The sequence below is a fragment of the Alteromonas sp. G5_S2_22_S1 genome, assembly GCF_054968525.1.
Map to the genome: position 1 here is coordinate 19,662 of NZ_JBQKUJ010000011.1, position 20,254 is coordinate 39,915.

The window sequence follows — 20,254 nt, forward strand, 5'->3', positions numbered from 1 at the left end:
TCGAAAGCTGAATGCTTTTTTGCTGATGAGGCCCAACGAACCTGTTAAGCGCGTGTGTTTTTTCGCGTTTTAGAAAATGCGCGGTTAAGCAGACCACTTTAATGTAAAGTGAAAACCTTTAATGGGCATTCAATAGGCTTTTTGGCATAATGCGCGGCTTAGAATAGAAAAGTAATGACAGCGCTTAAACCATGCCCACAATAAACAATGTATTTTCTTCAGATGGCCTTCTTGCCAGTGCTATTAAAGGCTTTGTGCCTCGCGAAGCACAAACTGAAATGGCTAAAGCCGTTAAGCATGCCATTGAAACCACGGGCAGTTTAATTGTTGAAGCAGGTACAGGTACGGGAAAAACGTTTGCGTATTTGGCGCCTGCTTTATTGAGCGATGGCAAAGCGATTGTCTCGACCGGCACGAAAAACCTTCAAGAACAGCTCTTTCATCGCGATCTCCCCCTCGTTAAAAAAGCGCTTGGCAGTAAGCGTAAAACCGCACTGTTAAAAGGCCGCGCCAATTACCTTTGTCTTCACCGGCTTGCGCAGCACGGCGGCAATTCTACGCTGGTTGAAAAAGACGTGTTGGGGCAGCTTTCAGAAGTTAAGCGTTGGTCGAGCACCACGAAGACCGGGGATATGGGCGAGTTAAAAACGCTGCCAGAAGATGCCCGAGTACTGCCGTTAGTGACGTCTACCGTGGATAATTGCTTAGGCCGGGACTGCCCTGACTACGAAGACTGCTATTTGGTTAAAGCGCGCAGAAAGGCGCTGGATGCCGACATTATCGTGGTTAACCACCACCTTTTCTTTGCCGATATGGCGCTAAAAGATACCGGTTTTGGAGAACTTATTCCCGAGGCCGATGCCATCATCTTTGATGAAGCGCACCAAATTCCAGATATTGCCAGCGACTATTTTGGTGAATCGCTTTCAACACGGCAAATTCACGATATCGCGAAAGACATCACCTTGTTGTTTAGGACCGTATTGAAAGATGCGGGTCAACTAGATAAAGCCGCCGATAAGTGCAGAATGATTGCTTCTGACTTACGGTTGCTGTTTCCCGATACCGCAGAGCGCGGCAACTGGGCAGAGGCATTAGACCGAGATGATGTGCGTATGCAGGTAGGTAAACTTGCTGAAGCCCTTGGCGTGCTGCACGAGGTGTGTAAGCTGCATATCGGGCGCGATAAAGATTTAGACAATATGTATGAACGGGTTGTGGCTGCAAGAGAGCAGCTAGACGCGCTCAGTGACAATAAGCAAGAAAATGTCAGCTTATGGTATGAAACTACGCAACGTCATTTGATCATGCACCTCACGCCATTGTCGATAGCGGCCAAATTTAGACGGTTTGTGTCATCTCCCCCTCGCGGGTGGATTTTTACCTCGGCAACGCTAATGGTCAATGGTGGATTTGATCACTTCCAGCGTCGAATGGGGTTAGAGGATGCTGAAACCTTAGGGTTAGACAGCCCATTTAACTACCCCGAACAAGCCATGCTTTGTGTGCCTCGTTATTTACCAGAGCCCAATAGTTATGCCATGCGGGAAACGCTTCTCGAAACGGCCAAGCGGTTGATTAAAGCAAGTCGTGGTCGCTGCTTCTTACTGTTTACCAGCCATGCGATGCTTAGAGAAATTGCACAAAAGCTGGAGGATGAGGTAGACAACCCGCTGCTAGTACAAGGTACTACAACAAAACAAGCACTGTTGGATGCCTATCTTGCTGATGAAAAAGCGGTGTTAATGGGCACGGGGGCATTCTGGGAAGGGGTAGACGTACGCGGTAATGACCTTGTTTGTGTCATGATTGATAAATTGCCCTTTGCATCACCGGACGATCCGCTGCTTCAGGCCCGTATGGAAGACGTTAAAAAGCGTGGCGCAAACCCGTTTGGTGTTATACAGATCCCTCAGGCCGTTATTACGCTAAAGCAGGGAGCAGGGCGCTTAATTCGAGACCCGTCAGATAAGGGCGTACTGGTTATTTGTGATAACCGTTTGGTTACCAAGCCCTACGCGAAAACCTTTGTCGGCAGTCTGCCTGACATGAAGCGCACCAGAAATTTAGACGAAGTAGAAAAATTTTTAGCCGGCATTGATGAAGCCTAAGTTAAAGCCCTAAGCTTGAGTGTTACGTGTGTTGAAACACAATGCTTGAACTTAGGTTATACAACACAAGAGAAATACATGAATATTTTAGCGATAGACACTGCAACCGAAGCGTGTTCGGTTGCGCTGCAATATAACGAGCGTGTAATTACCCGTTTTGAAATATGCCCACAGCAACATAGCCAACGTTTACTTCCTATGGTCGATGACGTATTGAAAGAAGCTAATGTCGGCCTGAGCGACATAGAGTTGCTGGCTTTTGGACGAGGTCCCGGCAGTTTTACCGGTGTTCGCATTGCGACAGGCATGATTCAAGGTTTAGCTTTAGGTACAGGTCTAAAGGTTGCTGGCGTTAGTACGCTAGAAGCCATGGCTTGTGAAGCTGCGACGAAAAGCATGGACAAAGATGCGCTAATCGCTGTGGCCTCTGACGCCCGTATGGACGAAGTGTATTTCGCCGTTTATTCGCAAACAGACAAGGGGGTAACTCTGCGTCATGATGAGCAGGTGTGTCCTCCAGAGGTGGCTATTGACCAACTTAATGCACTTGGGCACGGCGTTAGCGTCATTACAGCCGGTACCGGGTGGGCAGCATACGATAAGCTTACCGAATGGCGTTCGAATAGCGCTGTAGCAATGTCGCAAGAAGTGACGCTACCAAACGCGCAGTACATGCTTACGTTAGCGGTGACAGCAAGTGAGAATGGCAATGTATCTGAAGCCGTCAATGTAGAGCCCGTTTACTTGCGTGATAAAGTGACGTGGAAAAAGCTGCCGGGCAGAGAGTAAAATGACAGCGGGCGTGGTGGAAACGGCGAGCGATAGCCTAGCCTCCAGCCCGCCCATAGCCAGGTTCGTATAAAAAAACCAGTGGTACGATTTTTGCCTCACTGAAATTGTATGATTATTAATAATAATTTCGCGTTACCGTCTTCCGAGCCATCGCAAGGCCGTGTCGCTAAAATTAACAAAGACCCTGAACAACAAAGTAAAGGGCAAAATGAAGCGTCTGCTAGGGCGATTGTTGTCGCGCCTGATGAAAAAGGTACAAATAACGCTCAGGCTTACCAACAATTTATTCGCGAAGAGGGCAATACCTATTCGCAAAATGCTATAGCCTCTTACACCAGTTTTGAAAAGCAACAGCAGCGCGAGTCTATTCAGTCTATGTTCGGGGTAGATATCTACGCTTAGCCATTGCTAAATAAAAGTCTGGCGAATACTCGGTAACCTGTATCTTCACGTTTGGTTAGGCAACTACACTTAATCTCTTCGAAAAATCTAACAATTCGTTAAACCCCGACGCTTTTATTGAACAAACTCACTTAAGATATCTCTAAAGGTAACTACGCCAAATTATGTACACATTGTACTTGAACGACAGTGGTTGTCGTTTCGTATAAGTGCTAATGTTTAGGTTACTAAAGTCTGTTTTTTCTTTTCAGCTTAAAGAGATACGACAAAGTGCGTGTAAGTTTATTAAAGAAATTACGTTGGTCTTTATCGTTATACCCATGGTATGTTTTGGCTGATTGCCATATAAATGCAGCATTTTTCTAGGGTTCAGAGGAGCGCTTTAATGTCTCGTTATTTTGTTTTACTAGCAGTCTTTTTATTCGCAGGCTGTACCATTGTACCTGATAGTATTGATGTACCAGAAGGCACACAATTAGTGAGCTATTCCAAAGCTGTCACATCAGGCGCCAGTGCTCAAGGCCAAAAAGCGCGCTGGGGCGGTTTAATTGTGGGGGTTGAGAACAAGCCGAACCAAACGCTTATCGAACTTGCTCATTTTCCGCTAAATCACTACGGTAAGCCGGGAACAAATGGCGAGACCTCTGGACGCTTTAAGGTTCAAATTGACGGCTTTGTCGATCCTATTGTCTTTGAAGAAGGCCGTTCGGCAACGTTCCTCGGTACTATAACGGCGCCAACAGCGGGTATGGTGGGCGAACAACCTTATATTTATCCGACGATTATTGCCGACGATTACCACATGTGGAGAAAACAGCAGGTTTACGATGTAAACACTTATTTCTTTAACTACCATACGGGCTGGTATTCGCCTTTCTATCGGTTTAACGGGCCGTGGATGTACCCTCACTTTAATCGTACACGGGTAATTCGCTACGAGAATGGACCTAGTAAAGCCAAACTTCCTACTCGCAACAGCGGTGCAAGTAAAAGCAGTACTAAGTCGACGAGTCAGCCGCTTCGAAAAGACAAACAGAAGTAAACAATATTGCTTGCAGGCGGCATATTATTGCCGCCTTTTTCTATTTTAAAGGCAGGTATGGACTAAAGCTGGCAATAAGTTGCCAAAGGGAACGTTATGATTGAGACAGAATTTAACATTGGAAATCTTAACTTAGCCGCATTAGATAACCAAGGAAGCGGTAGCGTTGTTATTGGTTTGCACGGTTATTTAGATAACGCTGAAAGCTTAAGGTTGTTAGCACCTTACCTGCAAACTCACCGCTTTGTTGCTATCGACCTTGCTGGGCATGGTCGTTCTGGTCATCGCACTGCAGGGGCTCACTACAATCAAGCTGACTATTTGCAAGACCTCTATGCGCTAATTGAATCTCAAGGTTGGGACGAGGTAATTTTATTAGGCCATTCTCTTGGCGGCATTTTAGCGAGTTTGTTTGCTGCTCTATTTCCTGAAAAAGTTAGTGCCGTAATCAGTATAGATGCGTGTGGACCGCTAACTGAGGACGAAGATACCACTGTGGCACAAATGCGAGATGCAATACTCAGTCGTCATGCAAAATCACGTAATAAGTTGCGGGTTGTTGAACTTGAAGACGCCGTAAAAGCCCGATGTAAAATTTCAGATATTCCCGAAGCGCACGCACGCTCAATCTTATCCCGCAACCTTACCCAAGATGCGGGTGGGCATTGCTTTTGGTCTAGCGACCCAAAACTTCGCACAAAATCGATGCTAAGACTTACAGAAAAGCAGGCAGAAGCGCTTATGCGTGCTATTGTATGCCCTATACTTTTTATTGGTGCATCTAACAGTTTTAAAAACCTCGAAACCCTTTTCCCTAAACGAAAGGCGTGGTTTTTAAATGCACAATATGAGCAATTTGTAGGCGGTCACCATATTCACATGGAAAATACTGACGATATAGGGGTGTTAATACGTCAATTTGTTGAGCAATTGTAAATTGTACCGTTTATTTTTTTTTACACATCCTATACTATTCGCAAGTTATCAGACCAGTTGTATGAGTGCGCCTTTCCATGTGCTCATAAAATAGTATAAGAATAAAGTAGAGGAGGTTTTGGTGGAAAAAACCTGGCTTAAGCATTACGACCCTCGCGTTTCCGCAGAAATTGATGCCGATCGTTACGCATCTGTAGTAGACATTTTCGAGCAGTCGGTAAAGAAGTTTAAAAATAAAGAAGCCTTCATTAACATGGGGCATTCAATTTCGTTTGAGGAGCTAGATACGCTTTCAGCTCAATTTGCTGCTTACTTACAAGCAAGCGGGCTTAAGCGCGGTGATGCGGTGGCAATTATGATGCCTAACCTTCTCCAATATCCTGTCGCCATGTTTGGTATTTTGCGCGCAGGTATGGTGGTGGTGAATGTAAACCCGCTCTACACGGCCAGAGAACTAAAGCATCAACTTAACGACGCCAATGCTAAAGCCATTGTAATTGTTGAAAACTTTGCATGTACTCTTGAAGAAGTGATTGCAGATACAAACCTTCAAGAAGTCTTTTTGACCGCACTGGGCGACATGTTGCCTGCACCGAAGCGCTGGATTGTTAATGCAGTAGTTAAATACGTCAAAAAGATGGTGCCTTCCTTCACCTTGCCTGAAACTACTTCTTTCATGTCGGCAGTTAAAAAAGGTCAGTCGCTTAAATACACGCGACCTGAGATTGATAGCGGCGATCTCGCGTTCTTGCAATATACAGGTGGGACAACGGGCGTATCGAAAGGCGCAATGCTGACACACCGCAATATGGTGGCAAACCTAGAGCAGGTCTCGGGTATTTTAGAAACCGTAATTGAAGAAGGTGAAGATTTTGTTGTAACAGCACTACCGCTTTACCACATCTTTGCGTTACTGGCTAACTGCCTGATGTTCGTTAAATACGGTTGTCGCAACTTGCTTATTACTAACCCGCGAGACATGCCGGCGTTTGTAAACGAACTAAGCAAATACCCGTTCACCATTTTACCTGGCGTAAACACCTTGTTTAATGGTCTTTTGAATACACCAGGGTTTGATGAGCTTGATTTTAGCAAGTTCAAATTTGGTCTAGGTGGCGGCATGGCGGTACAGCGTCCTGTTGCCGAAAAGTGGGAAAAGGTTACGGGCACGGTGTTGTTAGAGGGCTATGGCCTTACTGAATGTTCGCCTGTGGTAGCGGTAAACCCACCTCAAATTGAAGCCTATAAAGGCGCAATTGGTATGCCGGTACCTTCTACTGATATTAAGTTATTAGACGACGATGGCAATCCAGTTGAAAAAGGTGAGCCAGGCGAAATGTGGGTAAAAGGCCCGCAGGTGATGAAGGGATATTTGAACCGCCCTGAAGCAACAGAAGATATTCTAAAAGAGGGTTGGCTAGCCACTGGCGATATTGCTACCGTAGATGATGAAGGTTACTTCTATATTGTTGACCGTAAAAAGGATATGATCCTAGTCTCAGGCTTTAACGTGTTCCCTAACGAAATCGAAGAAGTCGCTGCTATGCACGATCACATCGTTGAAGCGGCTGCGGTTGGGGTTCCTCATGAGGTTAGCGGCGAGGTTGTGAAGTTGTTTGTGGTCAAAAACAACGACGCGCTGACCGAGAAAGACGTTATCGCGCACTGCCGTAACCACTTAACGGGTTACAAAGTGCCTAAGCAAGTTGTTTTCAAAGACGACTTACCAAAAACCAATGTAGGTAAAATTCTGCGTCGGGAGCTTCGAGACTAGTTTCTTTGAAATAGTTTTTGAAAGCCGGCGTTAGCCGGCTTTTTTATTACTGTGCAAAAATATGCAATATCAATTAATTACAACATTTGAACATCTAGAAAAAGTGTGCGAAGCCGCACAACGTCAAGAGGCAGTTGCCCTTGATACTGAATTTGTGAGGACTAAAACCCTTACGCCCCATCTTGGCCTTATTCAGCTATACGATGGACACCAGCTAGTACTTATAGACCCCCTCGCTATCGATAACATGCAGCCATTTGTTGCGTTGTTGGAAAATACCGAAGTCGTTAAAGTATTGCATTCGTGTTCTGAAGATCTTGAGGCATTTCTTACCGCCTTTGATACGGTGCCAACGCCTGTGTTCGATACGCAAATTGCCGGTAGTATCTTGGATATGGGCCCCTCTCTGGGCTATGCCAAGTTAGTGGAGCTGCTTTGCGAGATCAGCTTAGACAAAGGCGAGTCGCGAACGGATTGGCTAGCACGGCCGCTCCGGGAAGCTCAACTGAGTTATGCGGCGAACGACGTTCTTTACCTTTTACCCTGTTATCAGCAGCTGGCGTCTAACGTTCAGGCGCTAGGAAAAGTGCACTGGATATATGAAGAAGTGGCGCTTTTGGTTGAGAAAAAGCGTGCGCAAATGCCAGAAGATTTTGCTTACTTAAGCATTAAGAATAGCTGGCGTTTAAACAGTGAACAGCTCACCGTATTGCAAGCGCTGGCGGCATGGCGATTAAACACGGCGAGAAAGAAAGACCTAGCGCTGAACTTTGTATTCAAAGAAGGACATTTATTTGAGGCTGCGCAGCGACTGATAGACGACAAGTCTGGCTTATCACGGATAAATGGCGTAAATCATCAGTCGGTTAGGCGTTATGGCGACACTATCGTAACGCTGATTGAAGAGGCAAGAGCAAGATATGCGCAGACGCCGGAAAAACTTAGACTGCCAATCGTACAGCGGCTTATCGATATAGCGAAATATAAAAAGTACCTTGCTGAACTTAAAACCATAAGCGAACAAATTGCCAAAGATAACGGCGTAACCACAGATGTTATTGCGTCTAAAAAGCAACTTAATCAGCTGTTGAAGTGGTATTGGTTACCTGTAGATGAGACGCGGGTACAGGGCTTGAAACCCGATTTACTCTCCACGTGGAGAGCGCCTTTGTTTCGCCCACATGTAGCACGTTTACTTGGCGACGAACCGACACAATAACGCTAGGTGGGCAAATATTTACCTGCTTTTAGCTAACAACGAATAGAGTAATTAAATTATGTTATGCGCTGTTTATAAAACGCGAAAAAAAGAGGGCATGTACTTATACTTGCCCAAAAAAGACAATTTTGCAGATGTCCCCGAACCTTTGATGGAAATGTTTGGTCGTCCAGAGCTAGTGACGATTCTTGCACTCGATAAGCGTGAGCGTTTAGGTTTAGTCGATAAGCAAAAGTTAATTGATGAACTTACCGAGAAAGGATTTTACTTGCAGATGCCTCCAAAGGAAGAGAACTTGCTTGAAACGCACCGCGAGTCGCTTGGCCTTTCTAAAACGCCTGATAAGAAATTCTAAGAAGTACCATGTTGTTTAATGTTGTAAATCGTTTATGCAAGCGCGCTTGTATTACAGCAAAGTGCTCAAGTAAGCGCTTGATAGCAAGTAAAGTCCCATTGATTTTTATCACGCTAACTCTGTTGCTTTCCGCTTCATTAGAGGCCGCGACTAACTCTGAATTAACGGAACGTGGTTTTAATGCTTATGTGGCACAGTTAAAGGAAGAAGCGTTATCGAAAGGCATTGATAGACCACTTCTCGACGCCGCGTTTGCCGACATCGCTTTTAGGCCCACGGTTGTGAAGTCTGATAAAAATCAGCCCGAAAAAAAGATAACGCTAGATGACTACCTCGCTACACGAGTGCCCGACTGGAAAGTTAAGCAGGCAGTAGCACAGTACAAAGACCATAAAGCGTTGCTTGAAGAAATTGCGCAGCGATACGGCGTGCAATCCAGATTCATTGTGGCGCTATGGGGGAATGAATCGAACTTTGGCAAAATTCAAGGCAACTATAGTGTGCTTTCTGCGCTCGCTTCGCTAGCTTATGAAGGGCGAAGGGAAAAGCTGTTTAAAGACAACTTCTTTGCTGCACTCCAGATTTTAGCAAAAGGGCATACCAGCGTTAATGAACTAAAAGGTTCGTGGGCAGGTGCGATGGGCCAAACCCAATTTATGCCGGTTTCGTTTCTAAATTACGCTGTGGACTATGATGGTGATGGAAGAAAAGATATCTGGGGAACCAAGGCTGACGTATTTGCATCAATTGCGAATTACCTCGCATCTGAAGGGTGGAATAGCGAAGGCACGTGGGGTAGGCAAGTAAAACTAACGCAAGATGTGCCGGTGTCTGGTTTATCTAAAGCGAATATGAAGCCCCTTTCTTTTTGGAAATCAAACGGTGTAACGCGTTTTGACGGCAGCGAACTACCCAATGTTGATATTAAGGCGTCGCTTATCATGCCCGACGGTGAGAATGGGCGTATTTACTTGGTGTATAACAATTTTCACACGTTAATGAAGTGGAACCGCTCGTCGTATTTTGGGGTGTCGGTTGGCTATCTTTCTGAACGAATAAAGCGAGGTTACTAATGGCATACCGTCATATTGATACGCAAGGCAATGAGATTGCGTTGCCGGTGAACAAAGTGGTTTGCATTGGTCGCAACTATCTTGATCACATTCAAGAAATGAACGCTACGGTATCTGAAGCACCTTTACTCTTTATGAAGCCAAAGGCAGCGATGTGCCACATGCATGAGCCCATTGCGGTGCCCACCGATAAAGGTGAATGCCACAATGAGCTTGAAGTATCGGTACTGCTTAAATCTTCGTTAAAAAATGCCAGCGAAGATGAGGTAAAGTCAGCCATATGGGGAATAGGACTAGGGCTAGATCTCACCCTTCGCGAAGTACAGGCAACACTCAAAAAGCAAGGGCAGCCGTGGGAGCGAGCCAAATCTTTTGACAACAGTGCGCCTTTGTCAGGCTTTTTACCCTTAAGTTCGGTAGGTAACCTCGATGATTTACGCTTTACCCTTACCATTAATGGTGAGGTGAGACAGCAAGGCCATACAGCATTGATGTTACACAAAATCGTACCGCTTATTGCGCATATGTCTTCTATATTTACCTTAGATAGCGGCGACGTAATATTAACCGGGACGCCTAAGGGCGTAGGCAAATTATCTCCTTCAGATAGGGTTTTCGCCTCGCTCGGCAATCAACTAAGTGTAAATACCGAGGTAGTGGCACAATGACCGTGGCATTTTGGGAAACCAAGTCTCTTGAGGAAATGACGCAAAAGGAATGGGAGTCGCTCTGTGATGGCTGCGGCAAATGCTGCCTGCAGAAGTTTATAGATGATGACGCAGTAGAAGAATATGAAGTCACTGATCACATCAATGACAATGAAAAAATTCACTACACCAATATTGTGTGCACGTATTTAAATACCAAAAAATGTGAATGTACCCAATATGCAAGGCGTACAGAGCTTGTGCCTGACTGTGTAAAGCTAACCAAAGACAACCTTAAAGATATCTTCTTTATGCCAAATAGCTGTGCTTATCGACGACTTTACGAGGGGCGGGGACTTCCGTCTTGGCACCCTTTGCTTAACAAGGGGAAAAAGCATGAGATGCACGCAAAGGGCATGTCAGTGCGCAATAAAACCGTGTTTGAGTCGGATGTGGATCTTAACCACTTTGAAGACTATATCGCGATTTGGCCGCTCGAAGACCTCGATTGAAAGTCGCTAGTCCTTTTCTACTGCTTTAAACACACCAGTATAGATTGTTGTTTATCTTAGACTAAAGAGCATGAGTGCTGCTCATGCGCTTAGTCTATACTTCCGCTTTGTTTTTTGAATCAATGTAGATAAGGGTTCTTGATGGGGAAGTTAAGCATTAGCGCATTGGGCGCGTTAATAGCAATTACAAGCGTAGCTGCACCTGTGTACGCTGAGAGTTTAGCGTTCAATTACAGTGGCTCGCTAAGAGTACGCTACGAAACATTAAATAACCCTATTTTTCCGACAAGCGACAATGTTCGCACGCAAACCAATGAACGTATTTCAACCCGTATAAGGTTGAAAGGCGACGCCGCTTATGGAAACTGGCGGGCGGTTGCAGAAATCGAAGACTCCCGAGCCTACCTCGATGACAACGACCCTACACTCAAATCTTCACAGGTTAATACCCTCGAACCCGTTCAACTATATATCTCTTATCATGATGTTAGTGAATACATAGATAGCGTTACGGTAGGGCGTGTGACGCTGGATCACGGTAGTCGCCGTCTGATAGGACATACGCGCTTTAGAAACGCAACCAGTAGCTTTGAAGGTGCGCTAGTTGACGCGCGTTTAACAGGTTGGCACCTTCGTGGCTTTTACCTGTTTCCAGTCGCTCGTTTTCCTTCAGATTCAGCATCTATTGATGATAATAAACGGGCGTTAGATAAGAGTTTTAGCAATCGAAAGCTTTTTGGTCTCTATGCGGAGTCTGAAGATAAAGCCTGGACAGTACATAGCTACTGGTTAAAAGAGTCGGATTCAGCCGAACTCGCCACGAAAAACCGAGATATTTTTACTTTATCTGTCGACCGCACCCAACGTTTCTTCAATAGTTGGAAATACAACATCGAAGCTATGGTGCAAACAGGTCACGCCAGACAGTCTGCGTCAGCCTCTGATGTCACAGACAGAAACGTGAAGGCGTGGATGATACATAGCCATGTAGGCAAACAGCTGAATAAAAGTACTTTCTTAAGAGCTGAAGTTGAAGCGGCAAGTGGTGATAGTAACAGTGATGATGGGACCATACATGCGTTTGACTCGCTCTACGGTTTACGTCGGTTTGACTTTGGTCCTACGGACGTTTATCAGACGTTCCCAAGAAGCAATATCTTGGCACCAGGGCTAAGAAGTGTCACTAAGATAAGTGATATCCATAACATTATGGTGGGTTACAAAGCGCTGTGGCTTCATCAAGTGCCAGAAGGTGAAGAAGATTTCTTAGGACACCAAATAGAGTTTCGTTGGCAATATCAGGTTTCTTCACAGCTTCAGTTCAGTCTAGGTGGTGCGTACCTCGCTAAAGGCAACGCGCTAGAGACGGGGGCCTATCCCGACAATTCGGCCTATGCTTTTACAGGGCTTATGTATACGTTTAAATAGTGGGTGAGCACTACACGAGTAGTATGTTAACTTAACTCTCGTTAGTAATGGCGTACAACAGTGCGTCTCTGCCGAATACTCGCTTACGGCAGAGCCCTTCTTTTATGCCACCAATACGCTCAACTACACGTAAACTTGCTTTGTTATTTGGCTCAACAAAACACTCTAGTCGGTTTAGGTTCATCTGTGTAAACGCGAGTTTTTTTAATGCTTCACAGATAGCGCTGGCTAAGCCTTTACCGCAAGCATCGGGGCGCAACCAGTAGCCTAAATTAGCCGTTAGATGGGTATGATGGATATGGTTGATGATACCCATACCCAGGCACTTTTCATCGTGAATAAGCAGGTAGGTTAGGCCGTAACCAGTTTCCCGTGCTTTTTCCATGTCGGCAATACATTGCTTCGATAAAGCCGGGGTAACAGGGCACACTGATGAGCCAAACCATGGCTTTACGTGGTGAATGGACTGTTGACCCGCCTCGCATAGCGCATAGCAGTGCTTTTCTGCAATGCGCTGAATTGAGACGGGGCCCTGCTCGGTATGTATAGGAGGCAAGCGGGAAGGTAAAATAGATAAGTCGATCAAAAGGGTTTTTTATCCAATAATCGACATGCAAATACGAGTGCGAATACAATAAAGTAGCCAGCAAAAATAATTTGCATCCATTCGGCCATGCCCATAGACAAAAACTGCCATGAATCTGCTAAACAGTCGCCTTCAGCGGCAAACACGGCCGGTAACCATTCGTGTAGCTGAAGCCATGACGGGAAATTAGGGACTATTTCGCAGCTAGCGAAGAACGGGTTTGCGGCATTAAGAATGCCTACGTGCTCTTTAGCAATTAAAAAGCCCCAGCCCGCCGATACAGCCCATCCAGCAAACCCGAGCATTCGAGTAAAGCCGTTGTTTTTTATTACGACTAAAAGTGCAGAAAGCACAATGCCATACATAGCAGTGCGCTGATAGATACACATGATACAGGGCTTTAGTCCCATACCATATTGAAAGTACAAAGCAGCAATTTCAAGTGCCAAGGATGTGGCAAAAAGCACAAGCCATGAAGACTTGTGCTCTGCCCATTGGCTAATAGTGTGAACAAGAGCGCGCATATGCTAGTGACCTACTACTTGAGCACCCGCTTCGACAGCAGTGTGGTGCTCAATAAGATGCATGTCATATAAAACCTGTGTGGCATCAGCGAGGCCAATATATGTTGCGACTAAACCTACGATTGTAAGCACAATGGTATAAGGCAATGCCATCATTACCATGCGCCCGTAGGATAAACGCAGTAGCGGTGCAATTGCAGACGTCAGCAGGAATAAGAACGCCGCTTGACCGTTAGGTGTTGCAACACTTGGCAAGTTGGTGCCTGTGTTAATCGCTACGGCTAGCATGTCGTATTGGTCACGGGTAATTTGGCCAGCTTCAAGCGCTGCGGTTACTTCAGTGATGTAAACCGAGCCCACAAATACGTTATCGCTCACCATCGAAAGCACACCGTTGGCCAGATAGAACATCACCATTTGCGTTTCACCTTCAAACGACAGTACCCAATGAATAACTGGCTGGAATAGGCCCTGGTCGATAATTACCGCCACTACGCCAAAGAAAACACAAAGCAGAGCGGTGAAGGGCAAGGCTTCTTCGAAAGCTTTGCCTAGTGCGTGTTCTTCTATAACACCGCTCATCGACGTAGCAAGTACAATAACAGACAAACCAATTAAGCCCACAGACGCCATGTGCGTCGCCAAGCCTACAATTAGCCAGATACCGATAAGTGCTTGCACCACCAGTTTTGCGGTTTCGCGCTTACTGCGACCTTTATCCATGTGGTCGTTGTAATCAACCAATATTTGCCTTACTGCAGATGGCAACTTAGCGCCGTAAGAGAAGGTGCCTGTTTTTTCCAGTACAACGGTGGTTAGCAAACCAAAGACAAATACAGGCAATGTTACCGGAGCCATTCGAATAAAGAATTCAACGAAGTCCCAGCCAGCTTTATCGGCAATGATGAGGTTTTGTGGTTCGCCCACCATGGTCATTACGCCGCCTAATGCAGTACCCACTGCAGAGTGCATCATCAGGTTTCTTAAGAAAGCCCTGAAGTCTTCTAAGTCGTGACTTCCCAACTCGTCATCGCTGGTATGGTCGTGATCTGAATGAAACTCTTTTCCTGAAGCGACTTTGTGATAAATCGAATAGAAACCCAAGCCTACACTGATAATCACTGCCACCACGGTTAGCGCGTCTAAGAAGGCTGATAAAAATGCAGAAGCAAAAATAAAAGAAAGAGACAGAATTAACTTGTTGCGCACTTTTATCACCAGTTTGGTAAACAAAAACATCAACAAGTCTTTCATGAAGTAAATACCGGCCACCATAAACACTAGCAGTAGCAGTACTTCAAGATTAACTTCAATTTCGTGCATCATGTGACCGGGGGAGGTCATACCGATAAACATGGCTTCTATCAAAAGAAGCCCCCCTGGCTGGAGTGGGTAACATTTTAGTGCCATCGCCAAGGTAAAAATAAACTGGATAACCAGAGTCCAACCAGCAATGTATGGGTCCACCATAAAGATGAAGGGGTTAACAATGAGAAAGGCAATAATGGTTTTTTTATACCAGTCGGGCGCATGTCCCAGGAAGTTCTTATAGATCGCCGCGATCATTGAGGTTTGCATGAGTTCCTGTTCCTTTTACAACAAAGCACGCATTTTTGCGCATCTTTACACTGTGTAGTTCCGGTTATTGCATACATAAACTGCTGGTGTTGTGCGATTTAATTCGCTTAACCGTGGTTTTGTTGCTGTCATTATAGTCGGAATTTAAGCGTACATGATATTAACGTCTTGAGAAAGCAATTCACAGACCCCACCATGTGAAAGTCACTGAATATTTATCACTTTTTTGATGATATTTATCATTGAATTTGAAAATGTCTAGAATTTCGAACATTAAATATACAAAGCCTTATATGGAGGCTCTCGAATTAACACTTTAATTTTAACGAGTTGTTAAAACCTTTGGTGGACTAGACATAATTCATTGTGATAATAAAAGAGCATCTGGTACAATCAGTTACAAAATAACAATAACGTGCAGGCGATTAGTTATGATTTATAAGGCACAGAGTCCAGCCGGATTCGCCGAAGAATATATTGTTGAGTCAATTTGGAGTGGAAGATTTCCACCTGGCACCATTTTGCCTGCAGAAAGAGAGCTTTCTGAGTTAATTGGTGTAACGCGAACCACTTTACGTGAAGTGCTTCAGCGTTTAGCTAGGGATGGTTGGTTAACCATTCAGCACGGTAAGCCAACTAAAGTAAATAATTTTTGGGAAACCTGCGGGTTAAACATCTTAGAAACGCTAGCTAGACTAGACCAAGAAGGTATCCCTGAACTCGTAGATAATTTGTTGGCAGCACGCACTAACTTAAGTGCAGTGTTCATTAGAGGTGCTATTCGTAATAACCCTCAAGAGTCGGCGGAAATTATTGCTCGATACAAAAATGTTGAGCAAGAAGGAATGGCGTTTGCCCAGTTCGATTATCAAATGTCTCATGATTTGGCGCTTGCTTCTAACAACAACGTCTTCGTTTTGATGATGAATGGCTTTCGCGGACTTTACTCGCGAATAGGCGGGTACTTTTTCTCGCATCAGCAAGCACGAGATGTAGCCAATAAATACTATGCTGATTTGCTCGACGTGGCAGAGAAAGGCGAGTACGAGAAAGTGCCGGTTGTCGTAAGAAACTACGGTATCGAAAGCGGTAAAGTATGGCTTTCTATTCGCGACGAGATGCCAAAAGACTTGGTAGACTAGCGTGCAAGGTTAAAGTGCTAAAGCCGGTTTAAAGCGAATTAACTAGCTGATAAAGGTTTAATCCACCGGTTTATTATTTGCCCTGATATTTTAATGAAAGCGTCGCTTTGAATTGTATAGCCAAGCGGCGCTTTTTTATGCCTTTTATGCGGTAGTTCTGTAATTAGGAGATACCCCCACCTTAAAAATACAGCACCACCTATCTTTCTAGCAACGTTACTTTTCTTAAGCTAATGAGCGCTTAAGAATCACTAGACCCTTCCCCCAGTTTATATATACTCGATAATTTAGCGCGAACCGTTTTCATTTGTTTTAACCGCGCATTACCGTTTTAAGCTCTTGTGTTCTTTGAATAAACACAGGCAGTAAGCGAACCTTTATTGAACAGTGCATACAAAGGAATAAGAATGAAATATCTATGGATAGCACTTGCTGCAGGCGGATTGATATCAGGCTGTAGCGTAGAAAATAAAACAGAAGTTTCTCAACAAGTAGAAGAGAGTAGCCTTTCAGCCGTTATGCTTAATACTCAAACTCGCGCTCCTGTAGCGAAAAAAGTGCCTCATGAATTGACGGCCCACAGCGTCACCCGCAATGACAATTACTACTGGATGCGAGATGACTCTCGCACTGATAAAGAAATATTGGCGCATTTGGATGAAGAAAACAGCTATGTGGAGACTGTTCTAGCTCCGCTTAAAGGCAATCGCGAGGCGCTATATGAAGAATTGGTATCTAGAATAGAGAAAGACGATTCAACCGTGCCCGTTTTCGATAACGGCTATTGGTATTACACCCGCTATTCGGGCGAAAACGAATACCCTATCTATTTAAGAAAGCCAACCCTTGAGGCTGAACCTTCGGTCTTGTTAGATGCAAATATCATGTCTGAAGGGCATGATTATTTTAGCATCGGAAGCTATGCGATAAGCAGCGATAATAAATTGCTCGCATATTCTGAAGATACATTAAGTCGGCGTATTTATACTATTTTCGTTAAAGAGCTCGAAAGCGGTGACAAATTAAATGATGTATTGGAAGGTACGTCAGGAAGGGTGGTTTGGGCTAACGATAACACCCACCTTTTTTACGTTAAAAAAGACCCGCAAACCCTCTTAGGGTATCAAGTTTATCGCCATAAACTAGGTACTGCGCAAAGCGACGATACCTTGATTTACGAAGAAAGCGACCCGACGTTTTATACCTACATCAGTAAAAGTAAAGACAGCCGCGTTATTTACATTCATCACAATAACACCGATAAAACCGGTGTAACTTTAGTCGACGCGAATGACCCGACAGCATCGACAGAAGTCTTCTTACCGTTAAAAGACGGGCAGGAATACAGTGTCGCTAAAGCAGAAGACGGGTACTACGTATTAACGAATATCGACGCAAAGAACTTCAGAATTATGAAAGCGCCGCTCGATGGCTTTAGCGATGTATCAACATGGCAAGAGGTGGTGGCGCACCGTTCCAATGTTTTTCTGCAAAACATAGAGGTGTTTAAAAATCACTTAGTGGTTAAAGAAAAAGAAAACGGCATGCTACGTATGGTGGTACACAACCTTACGTCAGGTGAAGAAAAGGTCATTCCCACACAAGATCCAATTTACGGTGCATATTTTAACGCGAACCCGCAGATGGACACGAATAAGCTGAGGATTTTCTACAGTTCACTAACGACGCCTGGCTCCATTATCGATGTTAATTTAGATACGTTAGAAAGTGAGATAATGAAACAAACCCGAGTTTCTGACACCTTCGACTCATCGGCTTACGCATCAGAGCGAGTAATGATAGAAGCCCGAGATGGCGCAGAAGTACCCGTGTCTTTGGTTTACCGAAAAGATAAATTTAAAAAAGATGGTACTAACCCACTTTATCAGTATGCGTACGGATCTTACGGCGCGACTATCGACCCAACCTTTAGAAGTAGTTGGCTGTCGTTGATAGACAGAGGTTTCGTGGTTGCTATAGCGCATATTCGCGGTGGGCAAATGCTAGGTCGCCAGTGGTATGAAGACGGCAAGATGTTTGAAAAAATGAACACGTTTACTGACTATATTGACGTAACCAAAGGACTGGTGGAACAGCAATATGCCGATAAGACTCGCGTGTTTGCTATGGGGGGAAGCGCCGGTGGCTTGCTTATGGGCGCGGTGGTAAACATGGCACCTGAACTTTACCTTGGGGTAAGTGCACATGTTCCTTTCGTTGATGTGGTAACGACCATGAGCGATGCTTCTATTCCTTTAACCACAGGCGAATATACCGAATGGGGCAACCCAGAGAATAAAGCTGAGTTTGACTATATGCTTTCGTACTCGCCTTACGACCAAGTAGAAGCCAAAGATTATCCACATATGCTGGTAACTACAGGGTTGCACGATTCGCAAGTGCAATATTTCGAGCCAATGAAATGGGTCGCGAAGCTGAGAGAGTACAAAACAGACGATAACCTTTTACTCTTTAAAACAGATATGGAAGCAGGGCATGGCGGGGCTTCCGGACGATTTAAACGTTTCGAGTCCACGGCCCTTGAATATGCATTTGTGCTATACCTAGCGGGCGTACCGCTCTAAAAACGGTTCAAATGCGTTAAGCAATATTTAACTAATTGCCCGAGTAAGCAAAATGCTTATTCGGGCTTTTTTATTTTTGTGTGTTTTTAGTATGCAGATTCTAATTGTAAGGCGTAAAGTTTAGTCATGGTGTTGAAAAACACTTTCAATTAGCATTCATAGGAGCTGAACATGACGACTACAGACACAATCAAAGGCAAAATTAACGAAGCCGAAGATATGGCCCGTAAAATTTGGCTAGCAGGCCTTGGCGCATACGGTAAAAGTGTTGAAGAAGCACAGGGTCGTTACGAAAAGTTAAGCGAAGAAGCGAACAAAATGTTCGATGAGCTGGTAACCAAGGGCGAGTCTCTTGAAGAAGACGCGAAAACCAAAGTGAAATCGACCACTAACGATGTTGAAAATCGCGTGGCTGACGTACGCAAAAAGCTAGGCCTTGACTCAGAGCCAGCGGATCAGCGCATTGAAGAACTCTCAGCTAAGATTGACGCTTTGACAGAGGCAGTAGCAAAATTAGCGGCTAACAAGTAATTCCATGTTCCTTGTGGGCACCGGTTAGGTGCCCATGACGCACTTAGTCATTTAGCTAGGTTAAGAAAGGCCGTTATTTGCCTAATTGCATATGAGTGACAGTATCGCTTTTGTTCACAAGCGTGGTGCTGGCAAGCTTAGTAAATCTCCACGTTGGAGGCGTTATGAGCAACAAAAATACTCCTAATTCAAAGTCAGTGTCTGCGCTAGACAGTAATTCTATTGCGCGCAACGGCATTGCGGCAACGCCCATCAAGTCTTCTCCATTATTCGGTTGGCTATACGCAGGTACTGATTTATTGTCGGCCAAGTTAGATCAAGTCGCAGGAATGGTCAGTCAAAGAATTGATGACACGCACGAAACTATTAATGCGATGCAGACCAAAGGGCTTGAAGTTGAAAGCGAGCTAAGACAAACGCTTAATCCCTTTGCGATTGTGGATTCAGCGCAAAAATTGGTAAGTTCAACACCGCTTTTTTCGATGTTCTCCGGTGGACAGAAGCGCCAGCAAAAAGAGCAGCAGTTAGAAGCATTAAATGCAAAGGTTGACTTGCTTGTAGAGCAAGTTGCCCTTCTTGCAGCAAAAGAAGCGGCAAAACAAGTAAAGGCAAAAGAGACGGTTGCTAAGCCTGCGACAGCGAAAGCAAGCGTAGCGGCGAACACTCCCCGCGCTCGCAAAACATCTGCTGCTACAACGAAAGCGGCGTCAAAACCAGCCTCAACCTCAACGAAGCCAGCTACTTCAAAGTCGACGGCATCAAGTAAAGCAAGTTCGACGACGAGTAAAAGCACAACTACAAAAACGTCAGCGAATAAGACTACGGCTAAAACTACAGCGCCTAAAACGTCGGGTTCTAAGGCTGCCCCTAAAAGCACTAGCGCCTCGTCAACCACCTCAACTGAGAAAAGCAGGACGAGCGCTGCGAACTCGAACAATGTCAAAAAAGACGGTGAATAGCGTGAGCGAAGCCTGACTAAATGTTGGGTACAGGCAGGTAGCTATTAAAGCTACTTGC

19 protein-coding genes are annotated in these 20,254 nt (G+C 44.9%); 16 read left to right on the forward strand and 3 right to left on the reverse strand.

What is annotated here, in order from left to right; translation table 11 throughout:
• Nucleotides 1-191: 191 nt before the first annotated feature.
• The 12 genes from ACTRWF_RS12590 (at nt 192) to ACTRWF_RS12645 (ending at nt 12,291) form a co-directional block, all read left to right on the forward strand.
• Entirely contained in the window at nt 192-2,111 is a 1,920-nt protein-coding gene (locus ACTRWF_RS12590) for a DNA repair helicase YoaA (RefSeq protein WP_462835648.1), read from the forward strand.
• Nucleotides 2,112-2,189: 78 nt separating this feature from the next.
• Entirely contained in the window at nt 2,190-2,900 is a 711-nt protein-coding gene (gene tsaB, locus ACTRWF_RS12595) for a tRNA (adenosine(37)-N6)-threonylcarbamoyltransferase complex dimerization subunit type 1 TsaB (protein ID WP_462835649.1), read from the forward strand.
• Between the two features lie 111 nt (nt 2,901-3,011).
• Nucleotides 3,012-3,305 carry a hypothetical protein gene (locus tag ACTRWF_RS12600; RefSeq protein WP_012518899.1) on the forward strand — a complete coding sequence of 98 codons (294 nt, stop codon included), beginning with the start codon at nt 3,012-3,014 and terminating at the stop codon, nt 3,303-3,305.
• A gap of 385 nt (nt 3,306-3,690) precedes the next feature.
• Nucleotides 3,691-4,347: a Slp family lipoprotein gene (locus ACTRWF_RS12605; protein WP_012518898.1), complete on the forward strand. Its 657-nt coding sequence runs from the start codon at nt 3,691-3,693 to the stop codon at nt 4,345-4,347.
• 96 nt (nt 4,348-4,443) lie between these two features.
• Complete coding sequence (locus ACTRWF_RS12610) at nt 4,444-5,283, forward strand: alpha/beta fold hydrolase (RefSeq protein WP_015067571.1); 840 nt, start codon at nt 4,444-4,446, stop codon at nt 5,281-5,283.
• A gap of 121 nt (nt 5,284-5,404) precedes the next feature.
• Nucleotides 5,405-7,057 (forward strand): long-chain-fatty-acid--CoA ligase FadD, encoded by a 1,653-nt coding sequence (gene fadD, locus ACTRWF_RS12615; RefSeq protein WP_015067570.1) that lies wholly within the window; start codon nt 5,405-5,407, stop codon nt 7,055-7,057.
• 61 nt (nt 7,058-7,118) lie between these two features.
• Nucleotides 7,119-8,276, forward strand: a complete 1,158-nt coding sequence (gene rnd / locus ACTRWF_RS12620) for a ribonuclease D (RefSeq protein ID WP_462835650.1) — start codon at nt 7,119-7,121, stop codon at nt 8,274-8,276.
• Nucleotides 8,277-8,334: 58 nt separating this feature from the next.
• A complete protein-coding gene (locus tag ACTRWF_RS12625; protein WP_012518894.1) occupies nt 8,335-8,631 on the forward strand; it encodes a YcgL domain-containing protein in 297 nt (98 codons plus the stop codon).
• An 8-nt stretch (nt 8,632-8,639) separates the two neighbouring features.
• The gene (locus tag ACTRWF_RS12630; protein WP_015067568.1) at nt 8,640-9,704 is read left to right on the forward strand and encodes a lytic murein transglycosylase; all 1,065 of its coding nucleotides are present in this window, start codon (nt 8,640-8,642) and stop codon (nt 9,702-9,704) included.
• Complete coding sequence (locus ACTRWF_RS12635) at nt 9,704-10,372, forward strand: fumarylacetoacetate hydrolase family protein (RefSeq protein ID WP_462835651.1); 669 nt, start codon at nt 9,704-9,706, stop codon at nt 10,370-10,372. The genes ACTRWF_RS12630 and ACTRWF_RS12635 overlap by 1 nt, the downstream gene beginning before the upstream one ends.
• Entirely contained in the window at nt 10,369-10,863 is a 495-nt protein-coding gene (locus tag ACTRWF_RS12640; protein WP_462835652.1) for a YcgN family cysteine cluster protein, read from the forward strand. Before ACTRWF_RS12635 ends, ACTRWF_RS12640 begins: the two co-directional genes overlap by 4 nt.
• Before the next feature lie 141 nt (nt 10,864-11,004).
• The gene (locus tag ACTRWF_RS12645) at nt 11,005-12,291 is read left to right on the forward strand and encodes an alginate export family protein (protein WP_462835653.1); all 1,287 of its coding nucleotides are present in this window, start codon (nt 11,005-11,007) and stop codon (nt 12,289-12,291) included.
• A gap of 31 nt (nt 12,292-12,322) precedes the next feature.
• Here the strand turns inward: ACTRWF_RS12645 and ACTRWF_RS12650 are convergent, their stop codons facing one another.
• Genes ACTRWF_RS12650 through nhaB form a run of 3 tightly spaced genes read right to left on the reverse strand, consistent with a single transcriptional unit; the run spans nt 12,323 to nt 14,979 of the window.
• Nucleotides 12,323-12,877: a GNAT family N-acetyltransferase gene (locus tag ACTRWF_RS12650; RefSeq protein WP_020746197.1), complete on the reverse strand. Its 555-nt coding sequence runs from the start codon at nt 12,875-12,877 to the stop codon at nt 12,323-12,325.
• Entirely contained in the window at nt 12,874-13,401 is a 528-nt protein-coding gene (gene dsbB / locus ACTRWF_RS12655) for a disulfide bond formation protein DsbB (protein WP_020743882.1), read from the reverse strand. The genes ACTRWF_RS12650 and dsbB overlap by 4 nt, the downstream gene beginning before the upstream one ends.
• A gap of 3 nt (nt 13,402-13,404) precedes the next feature.
• Complete coding sequence (gene nhaB / locus ACTRWF_RS12660; protein WP_462835654.1) at nt 13,405-14,979, reverse strand: sodium/proton antiporter NhaB; 1,575 nt, start codon at nt 14,977-14,979, stop codon at nt 13,405-13,407.
• A gap of 431 nt (nt 14,980-15,410) precedes the next feature.
• Here nhaB and fadR point away from each other — a divergent pair, with 431 nt between their 5' ends.
• From fadR to ACTRWF_RS12680, 4 genes are all read left to right on the forward strand, one after another.
• On the forward strand, nt 15,411-16,121 hold the full coding sequence (gene fadR, locus ACTRWF_RS12665) for a fatty acid metabolism transcriptional regulator FadR (RefSeq protein ID WP_012518886.1): 711 nt from the start codon (nt 15,411-15,413) through the stop codon (nt 16,119-16,121).
• 407 nt (nt 16,122-16,528) lie between these two features.
• Nucleotides 16,529-18,706 carry a prolyl oligopeptidase family serine peptidase gene (locus tag ACTRWF_RS12670; protein WP_462835655.1) on the forward strand — a complete coding sequence of 726 codons (2,178 nt, stop codon included), beginning with the start codon at nt 16,529-16,531 and terminating at the stop codon, nt 18,704-18,706.
• A gap of 171 nt (nt 18,707-18,877) precedes the next feature.
• On the forward strand, nt 18,878-19,237 hold the full coding sequence (locus tag ACTRWF_RS12675; protein ID WP_012518884.1) for a phasin-related domain-containing protein: 360 nt from the start codon (nt 18,878-18,880) through the stop codon (nt 19,235-19,237).
• Nucleotides 19,238-19,401: 164 nt separating this feature from the next.
• Complete coding sequence (locus tag ACTRWF_RS12680; RefSeq protein WP_462835656.1) at nt 19,402-20,196, forward strand: hypothetical protein; 795 nt, start codon at nt 19,402-19,404, stop codon at nt 20,194-20,196.
• Nucleotides 20,197-20,254 lie beyond the last annotated feature (58 nt).

Coding starts and splice junctions, on each gene's coding strand:
- ACTRWF_RS12670 (WP_462835655.1), top strand. CDS start 16,529: ATGAAATATCTATGGATAGCACTTGCTGCAGGCGGATTGATATCAGGC.
- nhaB (WP_462835654.1), bottom strand. CDS start 14,979: ATGCAAACCTCAATGATCGCGGCGATCTATAAGAACTTCCTGGGACAT.
- ACTRWF_RS12605 (WP_012518898.1), top strand. CDS start 3,691: ATGTCTCGTTATTTTGTTTTACTAGCAGTCTTTTTATTCGCAGGCTGT.
- ACTRWF_RS12640 (WP_462835652.1), top strand. CDS start 10,369: ATGACCGTGGCATTTTGGGAAACCAAGTCTCTTGAGGAAATGACGCAA.
- ACTRWF_RS12645 (WP_462835653.1), top strand. CDS start 11,005: ATGGGGAAGTTAAGCATTAGCGCATTGGGCGCGTTAATAGCAATTACA.
- ACTRWF_RS12590 (WP_462835648.1), top strand. CDS start 192: ATGCCCACAATAAACAATGTATTTTCTTCAGATGGCCTTCTTGCCAGT.
- ACTRWF_RS12625 (WP_012518894.1), top strand. CDS start 8,335: ATGTTATGCGCTGTTTATAAAACGCGAAAAAAAGAGGGCATGTACTTA.
- rnd (WP_462835650.1), top strand. CDS start 7,119: ATGCAATATCAATTAATTACAACATTTGAACATCTAGAAAAAGTGTGC.
- ACTRWF_RS12630 (WP_015067568.1), top strand. CDS start 8,640: ATGTTGTTTAATGTTGTAAATCGTTTATGCAAGCGCGCTTGTATTACA.
- ACTRWF_RS12600 (WP_012518899.1), top strand. CDS start 3,012: ATGATTATTAATAATAATTTCGCGTTACCGTCTTCCGAGCCATCGCAA.
- ACTRWF_RS12680 (WP_462835656.1), top strand. CDS start 19,402: ATGAGCAACAAAAATACTCCTAATTCAAAGTCAGTGTCTGCGCTAGAC.
- ACTRWF_RS12675 (WP_012518884.1), top strand. CDS start 18,878: ATGACGACTACAGACACAATCAAAGGCAAAATTAACGAAGCCGAAGAT.
- dsbB (WP_020743882.1), bottom strand. CDS start 13,401: ATGCGCGCTCTTGTTCACACTATTAGCCAATGGGCAGAGCACAAGTCT.
- ACTRWF_RS12635 (WP_462835651.1), top strand. CDS start 9,704: ATGGCATACCGTCATATTGATACGCAAGGCAATGAGATTGCGTTGCCG.
- ACTRWF_RS12610 (WP_015067571.1), top strand. CDS start 4,444: ATGATTGAGACAGAATTTAACATTGGAAATCTTAACTTAGCCGCATTA.
- tsaB (WP_462835649.1), top strand. CDS start 2,190: ATGAATATTTTAGCGATAGACACTGCAACCGAAGCGTGTTCGGTTGCG.
- fadR (WP_012518886.1), top strand. CDS start 15,411: ATGATTTATAAGGCACAGAGTCCAGCCGGATTCGCCGAAGAATATATT.